The organism is Sphingomonas edaphi, assembly GCF_003583725.1.
GTDB lineage: Bacteria > Pseudomonadota > Alphaproteobacteria > Sphingomonadales > Sphingomonadaceae > Sphingomicrobium > Sphingomicrobium edaphi.
Window position 1 is genome coordinate 1 of sequence record NZ_QXTF01000001.1, and the last position, 15,560, is coordinate 15,560.

A 15,560-nucleotide genomic window follows, 5' to 3' on the forward strand; every position below is an offset into this window, starting at 1 on the left:
GCGGCGATCGAGGCGCTGGATGCGGGCGAGACGCCGAGCGACGTGTTTACGGTGAGCGTGAGCGATGGCGACGGGCCGCTGGTGACCCAGAGCTACACCGTCAATCTGACGGGTGCGGACGATAACATCGCGCCAATTGCCAACAGTGACGTCATCTGGGTATCGAATAACACAACGGTCACCCTATCCAATGACGTCTTGCTCGGAAACGACATCGACGTCGATGGCATTGCGCTTATTTTGACTAACGTGGTCGTCACTACAGGCCTGCTTGCAAGCCCTGTAGTGCTCAATGCCAATGGAACCTTCACGTTCACGACCGGAGCGGCAGGCGGGACGGTAGGTACACCGACGGTAGTGACATTGACCTACTCAACGGACGACGGCGCCGGTGGGACCACCACTGGTAGTGTGACTGTCAACATAATCACGACAACCAGTGGTGTAGACTCACTAAACTTAACTGCTGTGCCAGCTTATCAAGCATCTTTCATCCAAGGGTTAGCTGGCGCCGACACGCTGACTGACGGAACGGGCGTCAGTACACTCCTGGGGGGTGATGGTGCGGACAACCTCACTGGAAACGCGGGCAATGACTTGCTCATAGGCGGTGACAACAACGATGTCCTCGATGGCGGTAGCGGTAATGACATCTTGCGTGGCGGCTTTGGCAATAATGACGAGATGAATGGTGGGGCAGGAAGTGAAGATCTCCTCGATTTCTCTGATGGAACGGCAGCTGTAACATTCACGCTCGTCCAGAGTGCGGTATTCACCTCAATTGCCAACGGTACCGGAGGGTTGGGCAACAACGATAAATACATGAATATGGAGGGGGTCATCGGCACCTCCCAAGGCGATACGCTTACCGGTAGCGCGAACAACGACATCCTGCGCGGCGGTGGCGGTAACGACACCCTTAACGGGGGTGGAGGCCTCGGCGACCTAATCGATTTTCGTGATGGGACCGCTGGTATCACCTTCACACTAGTGCAGGGCGGTGGAGCGACAGTTTTCAATGCCTCGGCCGCGGGCTTGGGCAGTGACACGTACAGCAATATCGAAGGTGTCATCGGCACGGTTTTCAATGACATCTTAACCGGCAGTTCGGGCAACGACATCCTACGAGGTGACGGCGGGAACGATGTGATCAATGGCGCCGATGGCGATGACACGCTGGTTGGGGGAGCGGGCGCCGACACCATTACGGGCGGCTTAGGCAACGACGTCTTCGTGCTTACAACACCACTCAACGCCGTGGACACAATCGTTGATTATAGCGGCTCCGTCGGAAACGCCGACGTTATCGATATTACCGCGATCTTAAATGTGCCGGGCGCAGTTGACCCCATCAACGATGGCTATCTGCGAGTAACTACCACCGGCCTCCTGCAAGTCGATCTTGACGGCGGAGGCAACAATTGGATTACGCTCGCTAACATAAACACAGGGGTTTCTCCCACGGTCCGCTACATCGATGGTGGCGTAATCACCAATATCGTTGTCGCGCCAGTCGCACCACCAATTGCGCTGGACCTCGACGGCGACGGATTCGTCAGTTTCACCGGAACTGACGGTGGTGCCGTGTTTGACTACGGCTACGGAACCGTTTCCACAGCATGGGTTGCTGGTAACGACGGTATCCTAGTCCGCGACGCTAACGGCGACGGCCATATCTCGTCTAATGAAATTGTCTTTGCCACTACCGGCAGCGATCTCGAGGGACTGGCTACCTACGACACCAACCAAGATGGCCAACTTTCAGCAGCAGACAGCCAGTTTGCCGAGTTCGGCGTATGGCAGGACGCCGATAGTGACGGTCAGGTCGATGCGGGCGAATTGCAGTCACTCGCAGCGCACAGTATCGCTAGCATTTCACTGAGCAGTGACGGCGTCGCCTATTCGGCAGCCAACGGCGATGTGCAAGTTGTCGGCACGGGGAGCTACACTAGGACGGACGGCTCGACTGGAGTGTTGGCGGATGCTGTCTTTGCTACTGGAAACCAGCTCGCGGCGAATGATCCTCGGCTCGCGCCGGCGGCCGGCAATACTGCAATTTTGGCAGCTGCAGCCGCCGCCGTTGGGCTGGCCTCGATGCCCGCTCACGCCCAGCCGGCTGATAGCGAAGCGGATGGATCCTTCCGCGGCGAGTTGCAGGAAACGCTAATTTTGCGGTCGCATGCAGATTGGACGGGCTTATCCAACGCAGCCTCCGATGTCAGCGGACTGCATGCCGATGGACTTGCATCATTCTATCCGGCGATGCCCGACCCATCGCAAATGGGAGCGACGCCGTCCGGCTCCAATCACTCGCTGATTGGATCGGAGGTTGCGGTTCGTGCGGAAGCGGCTTTCATACCGATGGAGATGTCCGAAGCGGTCCACGTTTCATCGGCCCCGGTAGCCATGGCGATGGTCGCGATGCCATCAGCTGAACTACTGGCGGCAGCCGTCCATGGGTCAGGCGCACAGCCTCATGGACAGGTAGCAGCGGTGATCGCCGATGCGTTCGCCGGTGATAGCCACGCCACGGCAATCGATGCGCTTCTCGATGTGGTCACATCGCAGCACAATGCCGACGGATCAGGGGGTGGCAGCGCATCGCTAGCTCACTTGGCTTCTGCCCCATGGCTGGCCGCACCGGAGTATGGTCAGTTGGCGCTTCACATGCAGCATGCTGAGCTTCTGGTGGCTCATCCGGACGTACTGCCGCCGACATAAGGCGGTATTGAGATCAGCCGATATTCGCTTGTGCAGACAAGGGGTTGGAAGCGATATCAATGAAGAGCTCATAAGAACGGAGACGTGCCCCATGGTCGTAAACTTGGGAGGTGACGATTAGCTCGTCAGGGTTGGTACGATGGATAAACTCTTGAAGCTGCCGCCCAGCAGTGTGGGGGTTGCCAATTGCAGATGCAGACAGAGTCGCTCGCAGCGCTGCACGGGCTTCGAGCGGTAGGCTATCCAAATAGCCAGCCTTGGGAGGCTGAAGCTTGCCGGGATTGCCCGTTCGAAGCGCGACGAACGCCTGCTGGATTGATGTTGCGAGCAGTTCTGCCTCTTCGTCGCTATCCGCGACGATCGCGTTGAAGCCCAGCATCACGTAGGGCGCGGCCAGTTGGTCCGACGGCTCAAACCGCTCCCTGTAGACCTTGCAAGCTTCCAACATCATTTGCGGTGCGAAGTGCGATGCGAACGCGAACGGCAAGCCGAGCATGGCAGCGAGTTGAGCGCCGAACAGGCTGGAACCAAGAATCCAGAGTGGAATGCTCAGGCCTTCACCGGGAATTGCGCGGACCCGGCCATTCTCGCCGCGGAAATACCGCGCCAACTCCACGACATCGTCAGGAAACTGGTTTGCATCCGAGGTTAGGTTGCGGCGCATCGCATATGCTGCTGCTTGATCCGTGCCGGGCGCCCGCCCGAGGCCCAGATCAACGCGGCCCGGAAATAGGCTCTCAAGCGTCCCGAACTGCTCGGCGATGACCAGCGGTGAGTGATTGGGCAGCATAATGCCGCCGGCGCCGATCCGGATTTTTGAAGTTTGAGAGCCTACGTACGCAAGCGCCACCGCAGTTGCAGCGCTGGCAATGCCTGGCATCGAGTGGTGCTCGGCCATCCAGAAGCGCTTGTAGCCTAGCCGTTCGGCGTGACGGGCGAGATCGGCAGAATTGCGTAGGGATTGGCCTGCATCACTGCCTTCAGCGATTGGCGACAGATCGAGGACTGAAATTGGAACCATCAGGTCCAAGTGGTGCCAATGCTCTTCAATTCAACAGCGCGAGGCCAAGATTGACCTTGCCATTCCGACGGGCCAGCGGCCGAATATCGCCCAGGAACGAAAAATGGCAGGGTCACGATGTGACGGACACCCTTGACTGATTTCAGGCGATCGTCAGGCCGATTACGGCGCCGATCTGCAAGACAATGATGACGAACAGCATCGTCGACAAGGGCTCTTTTCTGGTCTTATGACGGAATATCCGGCGCGCCAGCAAGGCGCATGGCGACCCCCGCCAATCAAGGCGAGCACTAACAGGTCTGCTTCCGGAGTTCGGCTCGCCGGCCTTCGCGCGCTGCTTGTCCTGCCAAAACCGCAGCATCGTCCAAAGATTGACCAGGATCAGACCGGTGACGGCGAAAGGAAGAGCGTTCCACATCATGCGTGTTCTGATCCGTCGCTGTTACCTAATGGTTTAGCGTGAGGCTCGAAATCCCCACCTTTGCTGGAAGTGGGTAACACAGAGCGGAACGAGGTTGCTCGATGTCGGCTATCATTGTTTACATGGTCTTAGGACCGCGTCGCTAGAGAGGCGACCGACGACGACGCGGTAGTTGCAGTATTTGGCGTAGCGGGGATGTTTGTGAGGCTTGTATCGCATTCACTGATCCTGATCATGGCGCTGTTTGCCATAGTCAGTCCCGCAACGGGGAAGGCTGGCCATGAAGCCGTGGCTAGTTGCACCCTGATTGTTTCCAGTACCGATCAACCTGCGAACAAGTGCTCTTCGGCCCGCGTCGTGGAGAAGGGCGATTGGCTTTGGATGACCGCGCCAGCGCCAACGCATGTTTCGGCAGTGAGCATAAAACAGTCCCGTTTCGAAAGAGCGGTCGTCTTATTTCAATATGCAGACGGATCATCGCTTCGGAGAGAAGTTCGCGCAGGTGATTATGGAAGCCATTGGAGGGTAGGCGGTTCGATTGTTTTTGCGGCGCCGCAACACTCCGCCCCTTTGTCGTCCGTCGCGATTGGAATCAAAGACGCACATCTCAATCGGCTGATCAAGGCCCACCTAAGCACTGGAGCACTCGAGCCTCCTCCAAGCGCGGTAGAGGCCATGCTGATTGGCGCTGGGTTGTCGCTGCTCCTCATTTCTGCCCTGGCGAACTTTCTGATTGGAATTGCGGTTCGCCGAGCCGAGCCCCTCTGGAATGCCGCCTGGGCGGTGGGCGTCCTAGGATGGGCGGCGCTGTGGACGCAAGTCGCGCTTTTCATCGCTCCACAAATCGCTGGCACTATGGCCGCGCGAGCGGCGACCCTTTGCTCGACAGCCGCCATCGCCTGTGCAGGTGGTTATATGTATGCGGTCTCAGGCCGATTTTTGCCGCGCTGGGGGCAGCGCGCCTTGGCAGCCAATGCCATTCTGGTCATGGCCGTCGGTGGTTTCGCGGCCATTGTGCCGGCAGCGATGCTGCTAGCCGCAGCTACCGCGCTAAACATAGTGGTGGCCGTCGCTGCATTTTCGCTCGTTTGGGCATGTTTGTGCGCTTGGCGCCGGGGCAGCTCTGCTGCGCGCGACTTCGCCCTATCATTCAGTATTCCTACGGCTGCGGTGCTTTGGAGTACCTACACCGACAGTGGCCTTAATCCGGGAGACGAGAGCGGTCTCTATCTGGTGCTCGTCGCCTGTTCGCTGCAAATCTTCGGTTTGACGATTGGTACCAGCCTTCGAATGTGGGCCATTCGTCACGAGCGCGATGCGGCATTGCGGATCGGCACTCAGCTTGCTGCGCTTGCAGAAACTGATCCGCTAACGGGGCTGCTGAATCGGCGGGGCTTCATTGGGCGCGCAGACGGAATTTTGCTGACAGCCAATCAGGCCGCATTGGTGGTCCTGGACCTCGATGGCTTTAAGGGAATTAATGATCGATCCGGACATCACGCAGGCGACGAACTTCTCAAAGCCGTAGCGGACGAATTGAGCAAAGCTGGATTAGAGCTGGACGCAGTCGTGGGCCGGCTTGGCGGAGAGGAATTTGGCGTGCTCCTTGGCCGTTGCGATAAAGCGAAGGCAGAACAGGCGGCAGAGGCGCTAAGGACAGCAGTTGCAGCCGCTCAAACGACTTCAGACGGTAACGTCTTGAAGACCACGGCAAGCGCTGGCCTAGCATTGGGTCAAACTGGTGACAGCTTCACTATGCTCTACAAGGCTGCTGACCGAGCACTTTACAAGGCCAAGCGGCTTGGACGTGACCGTACTGAACTTGCAGAGAGCCGCTTATCGGAAGCTGCGTAATCCATGACCTCGGCCACGCGCAGGATGTCATGTACGACGCAAACCGGGGCCATGTTTTCGAAGTCGCGGAAAATAGCGAACCGCTTGGTCAGTCTAAGTAGAATGTAAGAAGAATCGAGATCGGATTGGATCAAGGACGTCGCAAGGTTTCGGACATGCGACCAGCTACGACCAAGCCCGAAAGGAAGGTGAGGGCGGCAACGACATATACTGCTGCAGTCAATCCGAAACTGTCAGCCACTATGCCTGCAATGATAGCGCCAAAGGCATAACCCATGTCGCGCCACAGACGGTAAACTCCAACCGCAGAACCGCGCCATGTTGGGTGGGCAACATCGCCGATTGCAGCGAGCAGCGTCGGATAAACCATGGCAGTCCCGAGCCCGAGCAGGACCGCGCCAGACGCAAAGCCGCCAAAGGATGACGTCATCCCAGTAACAGCGATGCCGACCGCTTGCAGCCACATACCGCCTGCGATCAGCCACTTCCTGCCTAACCGGTCTGAGAGGCCGCCGGTGATGAGTTGAGAGACACCCCACACGCCAGGATAGATGGAGGCGAGCAGACCTATTTCACTTAGCGACAGGCCGGCGGCTGCAAAAACCAGGGGGAACAAGCCCCATGCCAGGCCATCGTTGAGGTTGTTGATCAGTCCTGCCTGTGTTGCCGAGGACAGGTTACTGTCTTGCCAGGTGGTGACGGCAAATACTTCACGTTCGCCAAGCGCAGCGTGCATCCCGCCTTCGGGAGAAACTGCTTCATGACGAACATGTGCGTGGGTTTCCCGCACGAGAAACAGTGAAAGGAATAATCCCGCGGCTAGAAAGGCCACGCCGAGGTAAAAGGGCTGGGGACGCAGGCCATAGGTCGCTGCGATGTAGCCAGTTGCCCAAGCCGCAACGGCGACAGCGAAATAGCCGGCAAATTCATTGAGGCCCATGGCGAGTCCGCGATTTCTAGGACCGGCCAGATCGATTTTCATGATGACTGCGGTTGACCAGGTCAGACCTTGGCTGATCCCCAGGAAGACGTTGGCGACGATAATCCAGTTCCAGGTCGGCGCCCACATTAGGAGAAATGGCACCGGAGCCGCAATGAGCCACCCCGCGACAAGCACGGGTTTGCGTCCCCACCGATCGCCCAATCGGCCAGCTAGATAGTTGGACAGCGCCTTGGTGACGCCAAACACCGCAATGAAGGACAGGATGGCTGTACGGCCCGCGACGTCGAACTCTACCTCGGCGAGCGTAGGCAAGATGCTCCGCTCGATGCCGACCATCCCGCCGACAAACGCGTTCACCAACACCAGCAGCGAAAATTGAGGGAGATTGGCGCCCAGGCCGAGCTTGGGTGCCTCTCTTGCCGTCATGAGCATCTGTTCCTTCCCGATGAGCGCGGGGTCTATAGGTCTTGACACTAGATTAGGAAATGCTTAATTAGCAGTAACTGATATAAGTAAGGCAAACAATGAAACAGGATCTCGATGAATTCGCTGCGCAGGCCGCCGAGGCATCAGCCGTCCTGAAGTCACTCGCTCATGAGGGGAGGCTACGGCTCCTTTGCTACTTAGCCAAGGCTGGCGAGCTATCCGCCGGCGAGCTGACTGAGCGTGTCGGATTGAGCCAGTCGGCTGCCTCCCAGCACCTTGCTCGCCTCCGCTTCGAGGGGTTCGTCGACACGCGCAAGGAGGCACAGTCGGTTTACTACCGCATTGCCGAACCAAAGCTCATCGAACTGCTTTCCGCCCTTCATACCATTTATTGTCCGGCGCTGCTTGCCGGCGATTCAAAGGAGTAATTGACCATGACCGATGCTGCCCTGGCAAAGGCAATAGCCCAGGTCGACGCAGTGCTGGCTGGCCAGATGCGCGCACCGCAGGTCAAGGGCTTCTTCGATGAGCCTACTTTCACGATCAGCTATGTCGTGAGCGACGCTGCCACAAAGAAAGCCGCAATCATCGACAGCGTCTGGGACTTCGACCAGGCCTCGGGGCGTACCAGCTTCGAATCTGCTGACGCGATTATCGATTATGTGCGTGAGCAGGGTCTCACCGTAGAGTGGATCCTCGAAACACATGCTCATGCCGACCACTTGTCGGCCGCGCCGTATCTCCAGGAGCAACTCGGAGGCAAGATGTCGATCGGGCGGGAAATACTCACCGTCCAAGGTGTGTTCGGGAAGATCTTCAACGAAGGCACTGAGTTCGCGCGGGATGGTTCCCAGTTTGACCAGCTCCTCGAGGACGGCGACGAGTTGATGATTGGCGAAATTCCGCTGACCGCGATGCACGTCCCAGGGCACACGCCTGCAGACATGGCGTATGTTATAGGCGACGCGCTGTTCACCGGTGATACCATGTTCATGCCTGACTACGGTTCGGCCCGCGCGGACTTCCCTGGGGGGGACGCCCGCATGCTTTATCGCTCGGTCCGACGCTTGATGAAGCTTCCCGACGAAACGCGGGTTTTCCTTTGCCACGACTACAAGGCGCCCAATCGCGACCAGTATGTTTGGGAAACGACCGTACTCGCCGAGCGCACAAGCAATGTGCATCTCCACGATGGCGTAAGTGAGGACGAGTTCGTCGCGATGCGCACCCAGCGTGACGCGACGCTGGCCATGCCAAAACTCATCCTGCCATCGCTGCAGGTGAACATCCGTGGCGGTCGACTTCCTCCGCCAGAGGATAACGGCGTTCGCTATCTCAAACTCCCGCTGGATGTCCTGTAATGTTTGAAGCATTTCCATATGCACAACCGCTTCACGGCTTGGCCGGCGGCATTCTCATCGGTCTCGCTGCCGCGATGATGCTGCTTGGCGCGGGTAGGATCGCAGGTGTCTCGGGGATCACTGCAAGGGCATTGAAGATCGGCTCCGGCGACATGTCGATGACGAGCGCCTGGAGTTTCCTGGTCGGGCTCCCCATCGGCGCGGCAATAGTGGCGCTCGCTGGGGGTTGGCAGCCAGTCCAGTTTGCCTCCTGGCCGGTGCTCGTAATTGCAGGACTATTAGTAGGCTTTGGCACGCGCCTTGGAAGTGGTTGCACCTCGGGCCACGGCGTGTGCGGTGTCAGCCGATTTTCTCAGCGCTCAATCGTTGCGACGATAACGTTCATCGGAGCCGGCGTGGCCACCGTCTTCATCCTGAATCTCATTGGAGGAATGCAATGAGCGTTGCCAACCGTTTGCTGCCCCCACTGATTTCGGGAACGCTTTTCGGAGCCGGTCTGACCGTGTCGGGGATGACCAACCCGGAGCGGGTACGCGGTTTCCTCGATGTCTTTGGTCGTTGGGATCCCACACTGGTTTTCGTCATGGGCGGAGCAGTGATCGTGATGGCGATCGCGTGGCGCATCCAGCGGCGAATGAAGGTGCCCGTCTTCGGCAAAAAGTTTTCGTTACCCGATCGTTCGGACCTCGACGGCAAGCTGATCGCGGGCTCCGTGTTGTTCGGTGTCGGCTGGGGCATTGCCGGCTTATGCCCAGGGCCAGCTGTTGCATCTCTCGCGTTGGCACCCACCACCGTCTTGCCGTTCGTCATTGCCATGATTGTGGGCATGGCAGCACACGCACTAATCCCCGAAGCGAAGCTTCGGCCCAGCAAGAGGGCTGCAAGGTGAAACCAAAGATCCTAACTCCAAATGTCTCCGTACTCGGCCAGCCCGAAATCGCAGATATCGAAGCGCTCGCTGCTGCTGGTTACCGTTCGATCATTGGCAATCGGCCGGACGGTGAGACTCCCGATCAACCCAGCTGGACAGCGCTAAAAGCCGCAGCCGCAAAATTCGGGATAGAAGCGGTTCAAATTCCGGTCGTGGCGAGCAATATCAGCGCGGACGATATTGAGCGATTCCGCCAAGCTCTGGAGACGTTGCCAAAGCCAATTGCAGCATTTTGCAGGACCGGGACCCGTTCGGCGCTGTTGTGGGCATTTGCAAATGAAGCCGGTCTGACGGTTGATGAGCGCATCAAAATTGCCGCTGACGAAGGAATTGATCTCGAGCCATTTCGAGACCGACTAAGCGGAGGCGTCGATGCCTGACCATGATATCGTCATCGTCGGTGGAGGGGCGGGCGGGATTGCCGTCGCCGCTTCCCTGCTAAAGCGGAACAAGTCGCTGGACATTGCGATCATCGAACCGCGCGACAGTCATTATTACCAACCGGGCTTCACGCTGATCGGGGCCGGGATCTTTACGCCGGAACAGGTGCGGCGCTCCACTGCGTCGCTAATCCCGTCAGGGGTTACCTGGCTTCAAACCAGCGTGACCGGCTTCGAACCCCGCTCCAATCAGGTTCGCCTCGCGGAAGGTGGGACACTGCAATATAAGTTGCTGATCGTAGCCACCGGGAACCGGCTCGATTTCGACTCCATCCCCGGCCTCGCCGCAACGCTGGGTAAAAATGGCGTCACCTCCAACTATCGCATCGATCTCGCTCCCTACACGTGGGAATTAGTGCGCTTGCTTCAGACGGGCCGCGCTATTTTCACGCAGCCGCCGATGCCGATCAAATGCGCCGGCGCACCGCAAAAGGCGATGTACCTGTCTTGCAGTGAATGGGAGCGGCAGTTCCGCCTCGACCAGATCGACGTCGAATTTCACACGGCCGGCGCCGTGCTGTTCGGCGTGCCTGACTATGTGCCCGCGCTCGAACAAACGGTCGAACGATATGGCATAGACGTGCAGCTAGGCAGCAACCTGGTCGCGGTAGATGGCGAAAGCAGGACGGCCGTGTTCAAGAGCGAAGCCGGCGAGACCGTACGCCAATTTGACATGCTCCATGTCACGCCGCCGCAAAAAGGCTGCCAGGTTGTCGCCGACAGCGAGATTGCTGATGCTGCAGGCTACGTCGAAGTCGACCAGATGACCTTGCGCCACAAGCGATTCCCGAATGTCATGGCGCTGGGCGACGCGGGAAGCATGCCCAACGCCAAGACTGCTGCCGCCGTGCGCAAGCAGGCGCCGGTCGCGGCGGTCAATGCGCTTGCCATTCTCGATGGCCGTGAGCCGACCGCCGGTTACGACGGCTACGGTAGCTGCCCACTGACGGTCGAAAAGGGCAAGATCCTGCTTGCCGAATTCGGCTATGGCGGGGTGCTCCAGCCCTCATTCCCGTCGTGGCTGATCGATGGCACCAAGCCGTCGCGCCTTGCGTGGCATCTTAAGAAGGATTTGCTTCCCGCTATCTATTGGGACGCGATGCTGAAGGGCCATGAATGGCTGGCATCTCCGAAAGCCTTGCAAGTCACCGGATCTTGATCGTTCCGCTGATCTCACTCCATTCGCGAGAGTCTAATTATGAGGCCCATTAGCGCATATTTTCCGATTTTGGACTGGGGTCGGTCCTACGACCGTTCAACGCTGGTAAGCGATCTCGTGGCGGCAGTGATCGTCACGATCATGCTGATCCCGCAGAGCCTCGCATATGCGCTCCTTGCAGGCCTCCCGGCCCAAGTTGGACTTTACGCGTCGATCGCGCCTCTCATCGCATATGCAATTTTCGGGACAAGCCGCACCCTTGCGGTGGGTCCAGTCGCCGTCATTTCATTGATGACGGCCACGGCGGCAAGCCAGGTCGCGGCCCAAGGATCGGCTGAATACGTCGCGGCTGCGTTGATCCTAGCACTTTTGTCCGGTCTGATCCTGACCGGCATGGGGATCCTTAGGCTCGGCTTCCTTGCCAATCTGCTCTCGCATCCCGTCGTTTCAGGGTTCATCACGGCATCCGGAATCATCATCGCGCTTAGCCAGTTGAAACATATCCTCGGCATCCGGGCTTCGGGAGAAACTCTGCCTGAAATGCTGCGGACGCTGGCTGAGAACGTCGGTGCTGTAAATCCGCTTACCTTGGTCGTCGGTGTCACTTCCCTTGCGTTCCTTTTTTGGGTCCGAAAAGGGCTAAAGCCGCTATTGCTTCGGGCAGGGCTTAAACCCCGGAACGCAGATCTGCTGGCAAAAACTGGGCCAGTGTTCGCGGTTGCGGTTGCCATTATAGCGGTGGTGGCATTCAACCTCGATCAGCGCGGCGTAGCGGTCGTCGGCGCTATTCCCACAGGGCTCCCGCCGCTCACGGTTCCGCTCCTGGACGTAGGCCTATGGCAATCGCTCTTAGTTCCCGCAGTCCTGATCAGCGTGATCGGCTTCGTGGAGTCTGTGTCGGTAGCGCAGACCTTGGCTGCGAAGCGTCGCCAGCGGATTGATCCTGACCAGGAACTCATTGGCTTGGGGACTTCAAATCTGGGGGCGGCCTTTACGGGCGGATATCCCGTCACCGGCGGATTTGCGCGTTCAGTCGTCAACTTCGATGCCGGCGCAGAAACTCCGGCTGCCGGAGCTTACACGGCCATGGGGATCGCCGCTGCCGCGCTATTCCTGACGCCGCTCCTATTTTATCTCCCGATCGCAGTTCTAGCAGCCACCATCATCGTAGCTGTTCTAAGCTTGGTCCATTTCGATCAGTTCCGCGAAATTTGGCGCTACTCGAAGAGTGACTTTGCTGCGATGGCAGGGACCGTCTTCGTGACCCTTTTGATGGGCGTTGAGGCAGGCGTCATCACGGGGGTAGGAGTGTCATTGGCGCTCTATCTGTGGCGTGCTTCGCGCCCGCACGCCGCGATTGTCGGGCTGGTCCCCGGCACCGAGCATTTCCGCAATGTGCTTCGTCACAAGGTGCAGACTGAGCCTGGCGTGATAACGCTGCGCGTGGACGAGGGGCTGACCTTTATCAATGCTCGTTGGCTGGAAGAGAAAGTGCTTGAGCTCGTGGCTGCTGATCCGTCGCTTCGGCACTTCATCCTTATGTGCTCAGCGGTGAATGAAATCGATGCTTCCGCGCTTGAAAGTCTTGAGGCGATTAATCATCGACTGGGCGACGCGGGCGTAGAATTTCACCTGTCGGAGGTAAAAGGGCCTGTCATGGACCGGCTCGAACGATCGGATCTTCTGAAGCAGCTGACTGGGCGGGTGTTTCTCTCTCAGTACGAAGCATTTCGGCAGCTTGCTGGGAATTGAGCATATAGCGACGAGCCGGTGGCATAGCTGAGCGCTCCCCCGGCGGCTCGTTTAACCGTGAGAATGATGCGGAGCAGCGTCAGCGCGACACTTTTCTTCGCACAAGACCGGTTTCGAAGGTCGGTTTCTCCAGCGCTATTTCGGGCCGAGAAGCCCGCCCAAGGGCAACGTCCTAACGGCGCTCTGCCGCGACGCCGGCGCCGAGCAGTCTGCCGCCAACGAACTTGCCGTAATAGCTGTGCTGATCCTTAAAATTCGCAGCGGCGTCTGCAGCCTCGAACGGCCGAAGCATTTGAGGACCAAATGGATACTGTTGATGATCGATCAGGGCGAGAGGCTGCGCGCGAACGTGCTGATTGAGTCTGCTTGCGCTGTTTTGCCTTAATCATTGAGCAGGGCTAACTTGAAATAGGAGATGCGCGGCTACGCCCACGCCATACGCTAGAATTGCCGCGCCACCCCCCAGTCCCAGCGTCTGCAGTCCTGCTTTCCAAGGCGACAAACCGAGCACTAGGCCTTTGCCGACGCCCAACGCAACGAAGGTCAACGCAGCAAGTGCACCGCTCACGCCGAATTTTATATCGAAGTGACTCGTTCCAAGGATGAAAGGCACCAGCGGAATAAAGCCGCAAATTGAGAAGGCGGCAAATGTGGCTAGTGCTGCGCGAAGCGGGCGGGTAGAACCATCACTTAGTTTAAGTTCTTCTGCCATCATCGTATCGACCCAAATGCGTCGGTCACTGGTAATAACCTCGACGATCCGGTTGAGGGTCTTCCCCTGAAATCCCTTTAGCTCGAAGATTTGCCTTATCTCTTCCCGCTCGCCTTCGGGATACATCTGGGTTTGCCGAATCTCGTCGGCGCGGAACTCCCGTATTTCGTCTTGGCGGCTCTTTGTCCCGAGGTAGTTGCTGACTGCCATGCTGAAGCCGTCCGCGACTAGGTTGGCGAGGCCCAATATTATGACGATTGTGCCGGTGAGCTGGCCGCCAGCACATCCTGCCACGACCGCGAAAGTCGTGACGACACCATCAACGCCACCCAGGATGAAGTCACCCAGCGGGCTCTCTCCGCGCGGCGCGGCAAGCCTCTCCCTAATCGCGGCGGCCTTATGTTCAGCCGCCAAGTCCCGTGCGGAGGTTGGAATGGCCATGACACCAACATGACCCAAATTAGACCTCAACCGCAATGAGGCTCGCGGCAGCCTTCTGCCAAAGACAACAAACGAGTGTTCACCGCCGCGCACGACAGCCGAGGTGGGCCAGATGTGTTAGTAAATGGCCGCGAAAACGTGCAGAATGCTCATAGTCTAGACATATATCGCCCCGTTGCGTATATTACAGACTTCAGGAGGGCCGCGATGGCAGTTGCAAAGGTCAACCGCGAGATACGACTTGCCGAACTCGGCAACCCAGCGCTGCGCACCTTCTTCAACTTGGCAAAGACCTGGAAGCTCAGCGAACTGGAGCAAATGAGGCTGCTGGGCCTCAGTAGCCGCTCGACCCTTCAGGCCTGGAAGGGAGGGCGGGTGACCAAGGTATCCCGCGACACGCTCGAGCGCATTTCGTACCTCCTCGGCATCTTCAAGGCGATCAACATATTACTGCCCGACACCAGGCGCGCAGACGAATGGCTGCGTCTACCTAACAAGGCACCATTGTTTGGTGGTCGTAGCGCCCTGGACCGCATGACCACTGGTAACATCGGCGATCTTTACGTCGTTCGCCAGTATCTCGACGCTCAACGCGGCTGACGTGGAAATTGGGGATTATGAACCGCCGATCGCGGCCACCGATGCTGACGTTTATCGAATTGTGCCGTCGCGCTTCCCGCCAGTATCGCTGTTCGACAGGATCACCGAGCCGCAAGATCTCGAGGCGGTGCTGGCAGTCGAGGCAATCACCAATGAACGGCTCAGGCAAGAGTCTGGTGACGTCAGTTTAGTGCCGGTCGACGACAGAGTAGTCGGGCCCGGTTCGACGCCTATTATGGCTGCATTCACGCACCTCAATCCTATCGGCGGGCGCTTCACGGATTCAACCTATGGAGCTTTTTACGCCAGCCTTTCGATCGGCACTGCCATTGCGGAGACCAAGCACCACCGCGAAGAGTTCCTGTCCGCGACTGAAGCTGGGCGGCCTATCGACGTGGATATGCGCGTTTATATGGCTCGCGCCACTGGCGACCTCCATGACGTGCGTGACGGCGCGCCGCCAATAATCTATCATCCGGAGGATTACTCCGCGTCCCAGGTCTTGGGCCGTCGCCTCCGCTCCCAAGGCTCAGACGGGATCATCTTCAACAGCGTTCGCGATGCAGGCGGTACGTGCGTGGCCGTCTTTCGTCCGCGCCTCATCTCCAACTGCCGACAGGAACGGCATCTTGCCTATCAGTGGGATGGCGAGCGCATTGCGAACATTTTTGAAAAACGAGAGTTTGTTCCTGCGGGTCTGTAGACGTTAAGTGAGAAGGGCTATGAGCTCATAATCGATGGGCAGGGTAGCGCCCGAGCGTCTGGCGACCAAATAGTC

General features: G+C 58.4%; 15 protein-coding genes. 11 read left to right on the forward strand and 4 right to left on the reverse strand.

Annotated elements, in window-relative coordinates; all coding sequences use genetic code 11:
* A partial coding sequence (locus D3M59_RS00005; protein ID WP_199662317.1) for a beta strand repeat-containing protein occupies positions 1–2,721 on the forward strand: 2,721 nt, incomplete at its 5' end.
* Between the two features lie 13 nt (positions 2,722–2,734).
* Here D3M59_RS00005 and D3M59_RS00010 read toward each other — a convergent pair.
* Positions 2,735–3,742: an LLM class flavin-dependent oxidoreductase gene (locus D3M59_RS00010; RefSeq protein ID WP_119530316.1), complete on the reverse strand. Its 1,008-nt coding sequence runs from the start codon at positions 3,740–3,742 to the stop codon at positions 2,735–2,737.
* Between the two features lie 142 nt (positions 3,743–3,884).
* Positions 3,885–4,163, reverse strand: a complete 279-nt coding sequence (locus D3M59_RS00015) for a DUF1294 domain-containing protein (protein ID WP_233543081.1) — start codon at positions 4,161–4,163, stop codon at positions 3,885–3,887.
* 675 nt (positions 4,164–4,838) lie between these two features.
* Here D3M59_RS00015 and D3M59_RS00020 point away from each other — a divergent pair.
* The gene (locus D3M59_RS00020) at positions 4,839–6,017 is read left to right on the forward strand and encodes a sensor domain-containing diguanylate cyclase (RefSeq protein ID WP_158581901.1); all 1,179 of its coding nucleotides are present in this window, start codon (positions 4,839–4,841) and stop codon (positions 6,015–6,017) included.
* Between the two features lie 130 nt (positions 6,018–6,147).
* Here the strand turns inward: D3M59_RS00020 and D3M59_RS00025 are convergent, their stop codons facing one another.
* A complete protein-coding gene (locus tag D3M59_RS00025) occupies positions 6,148–7,386 on the reverse strand; it encodes an MFS transporter (RefSeq protein ID WP_199662319.1) in 1,239 nt (412 codons plus the stop codon).
* Positions 7,387–7,484: 98 nt separating this feature from the next.
* Between D3M59_RS00025 and D3M59_RS00030 the strand changes: the two genes are divergently transcribed.
* The 7 genes from D3M59_RS00030 to D3M59_RS00060 all read left to right on the forward strand — a co-directional run bounded on the left by D3M59_RS00030 (position 7,485) and on the right by D3M59_RS00060 (position 13,029).
* Complete coding sequence (locus D3M59_RS00030; RefSeq protein WP_119530322.1) at positions 7,485–7,814, forward strand: ArsR/SmtB family transcription factor; 330 nt, start codon at positions 7,485–7,487, stop codon at positions 7,812–7,814.
* Positions 7,815–7,820: 6 nt separating this feature from the next.
* Entirely contained in the window at positions 7,821–8,747 is a 927-nt protein-coding gene (locus D3M59_RS00035) for an MBL fold metallo-hydrolase (RefSeq protein WP_119532757.1), read from the forward strand.
* Positions 8,747–9,187 carry a YeeE/YedE family protein gene (locus tag D3M59_RS00040; RefSeq protein WP_119530324.1) on the forward strand — a complete coding sequence of 147 codons (441 nt, stop codon included), beginning with the start codon at positions 8,747–8,749 and terminating at the stop codon, positions 9,185–9,187. Before D3M59_RS00035 ends, D3M59_RS00040 begins: the two co-directional genes overlap by 1 nt.
* Complete coding sequence (locus tag D3M59_RS00045) at positions 9,184–9,636, forward strand: YeeE/YedE family protein (protein ID WP_119530326.1); 453 nt, start codon at positions 9,184–9,186, stop codon at positions 9,634–9,636. Before D3M59_RS00040 ends, D3M59_RS00045 begins: the two co-directional genes overlap by 4 nt.
* Positions 9,633–10,058 carry a TIGR01244 family sulfur transferase gene (locus D3M59_RS00050; protein WP_158581902.1) on the forward strand — a complete coding sequence of 142 codons (426 nt, stop codon included), beginning with the start codon at positions 9,633–9,635 and terminating at the stop codon, positions 10,056–10,058. Before D3M59_RS00045 ends, D3M59_RS00050 begins: the two co-directional genes overlap by 4 nt.
* A complete protein-coding gene (locus D3M59_RS00055) occupies positions 10,051–11,277 on the forward strand; it encodes an NAD(P)/FAD-dependent oxidoreductase (protein WP_119530328.1) in 1,227 nt (408 codons plus the stop codon). Before D3M59_RS00050 ends, D3M59_RS00055 begins: the two co-directional genes overlap by 8 nt.
* Before the next feature lie 69 nt (positions 11,278–11,346).
* Entirely contained in the window at positions 11,347–13,029 is a 1,683-nt protein-coding gene (locus D3M59_RS00060; RefSeq protein WP_233543082.1) for a SulP family inorganic anion transporter, read from the forward strand.
* A gap of 385 nt (positions 13,030–13,414) precedes the next feature.
* Here D3M59_RS00060 and D3M59_RS00065 read toward each other — a convergent pair whose 3' ends face one another.
* Positions 13,415–14,182: a VIT1/CCC1 transporter family protein gene (locus D3M59_RS00065; RefSeq protein WP_119530332.1), complete on the reverse strand. Its 768-nt coding sequence runs from the start codon at positions 14,180–14,182 to the stop codon at positions 13,415–13,417.
* A 207-nt stretch (positions 14,183–14,389) separates the two neighbouring features.
* Here D3M59_RS00065 and D3M59_RS00070 point away from each other — a divergent pair, with 207 nt between their 5' ends.
* Both D3M59_RS00070 and D3M59_RS00075 read left to right on the forward strand, forming a co-directional pair.
* Positions 14,390–14,782, forward strand: coding sequence for an antitoxin Xre/MbcA/ParS toxin-binding domain-containing protein (locus tag D3M59_RS00070; protein WP_119530334.1), 393 nt, complete (start codon positions 14,390–14,392; stop codon positions 14,780–14,782).
* Between the two features lies 1 nt (position 14,783).
* Positions 14,784–15,485: an RES family NAD+ phosphorylase gene (locus D3M59_RS00075; protein WP_233543083.1), complete on the forward strand. Its 702-nt coding sequence runs from the start codon at positions 14,784–14,786 to the stop codon at positions 15,483–15,485.
* Positions 15,486–15,560: the final 75 nt, after the last annotated feature.

Excerpts from the sequence above, each read along its gene's own strand:
- D3M59_RS00010 (WP_119530316.1), bottom strand. The coding sequence starts at position 3,742 with ATGGTTCCAATTTCAGTCCTCGATCTGTCGCCAATCGCTGAAGGCAGT.
- D3M59_RS00015 (WP_233543081.1), bottom strand. The coding sequence starts at position 4,163 with ATGATGTGGAACGCTCTTCCTTTCGCCGTCACCGGTCTGATCCTGGTC.
- D3M59_RS00020 (WP_158581901.1), top strand. The coding sequence starts at position 4,839 with ATGCTGATTGGCGCTGGGTTGTCGCTGCTCCTCATTTCTGCCCTGGCG.
- D3M59_RS00025 (WP_199662319.1), bottom strand. The coding sequence starts at position 7,386 with ATGACGGCAAGAGAGGCACCCAAGCTCGGCCTGGGCGCCAATCTCCCT.
- D3M59_RS00030 (WP_119530322.1), top strand. The coding sequence starts at position 7,485 with ATGAAACAGGATCTCGATGAATTCGCTGCGCAGGCCGCCGAGGCATCA.
- D3M59_RS00035 (WP_119532757.1), top strand. The coding sequence starts at position 7,821 with ATGACCGATGCTGCCCTGGCAAAGGCAATAGCCCAGGTCGACGCAGTG.
- D3M59_RS00040 (WP_119530324.1), top strand. The coding sequence starts at position 8,747 with ATGTTTGAAGCATTTCCATATGCACAACCGCTTCACGGCTTGGCCGGC.
- D3M59_RS00045 (WP_119530326.1), top strand. The coding sequence starts at position 9,184 with ATGAGCGTTGCCAACCGTTTGCTGCCCCCACTGATTTCGGGAACGCTT.
- D3M59_RS00055 (WP_119530328.1), top strand. The coding sequence starts at position 10,051 with ATGCCTGACCATGATATCGTCATCGTCGGTGGAGGGGCGGGCGGGATT.
- D3M59_RS00065 (WP_119530332.1), bottom strand. The coding sequence starts at position 14,182 with ATGGCCATTCCAACCTCCGCACGGGACTTGGCGGCTGAACATAAGGCC.
- D3M59_RS00070 (WP_119530334.1), top strand. The coding sequence starts at position 14,390 with ATGGCAGTTGCAAAGGTCAACCGCGAGATACGACTTGCCGAACTCGGC.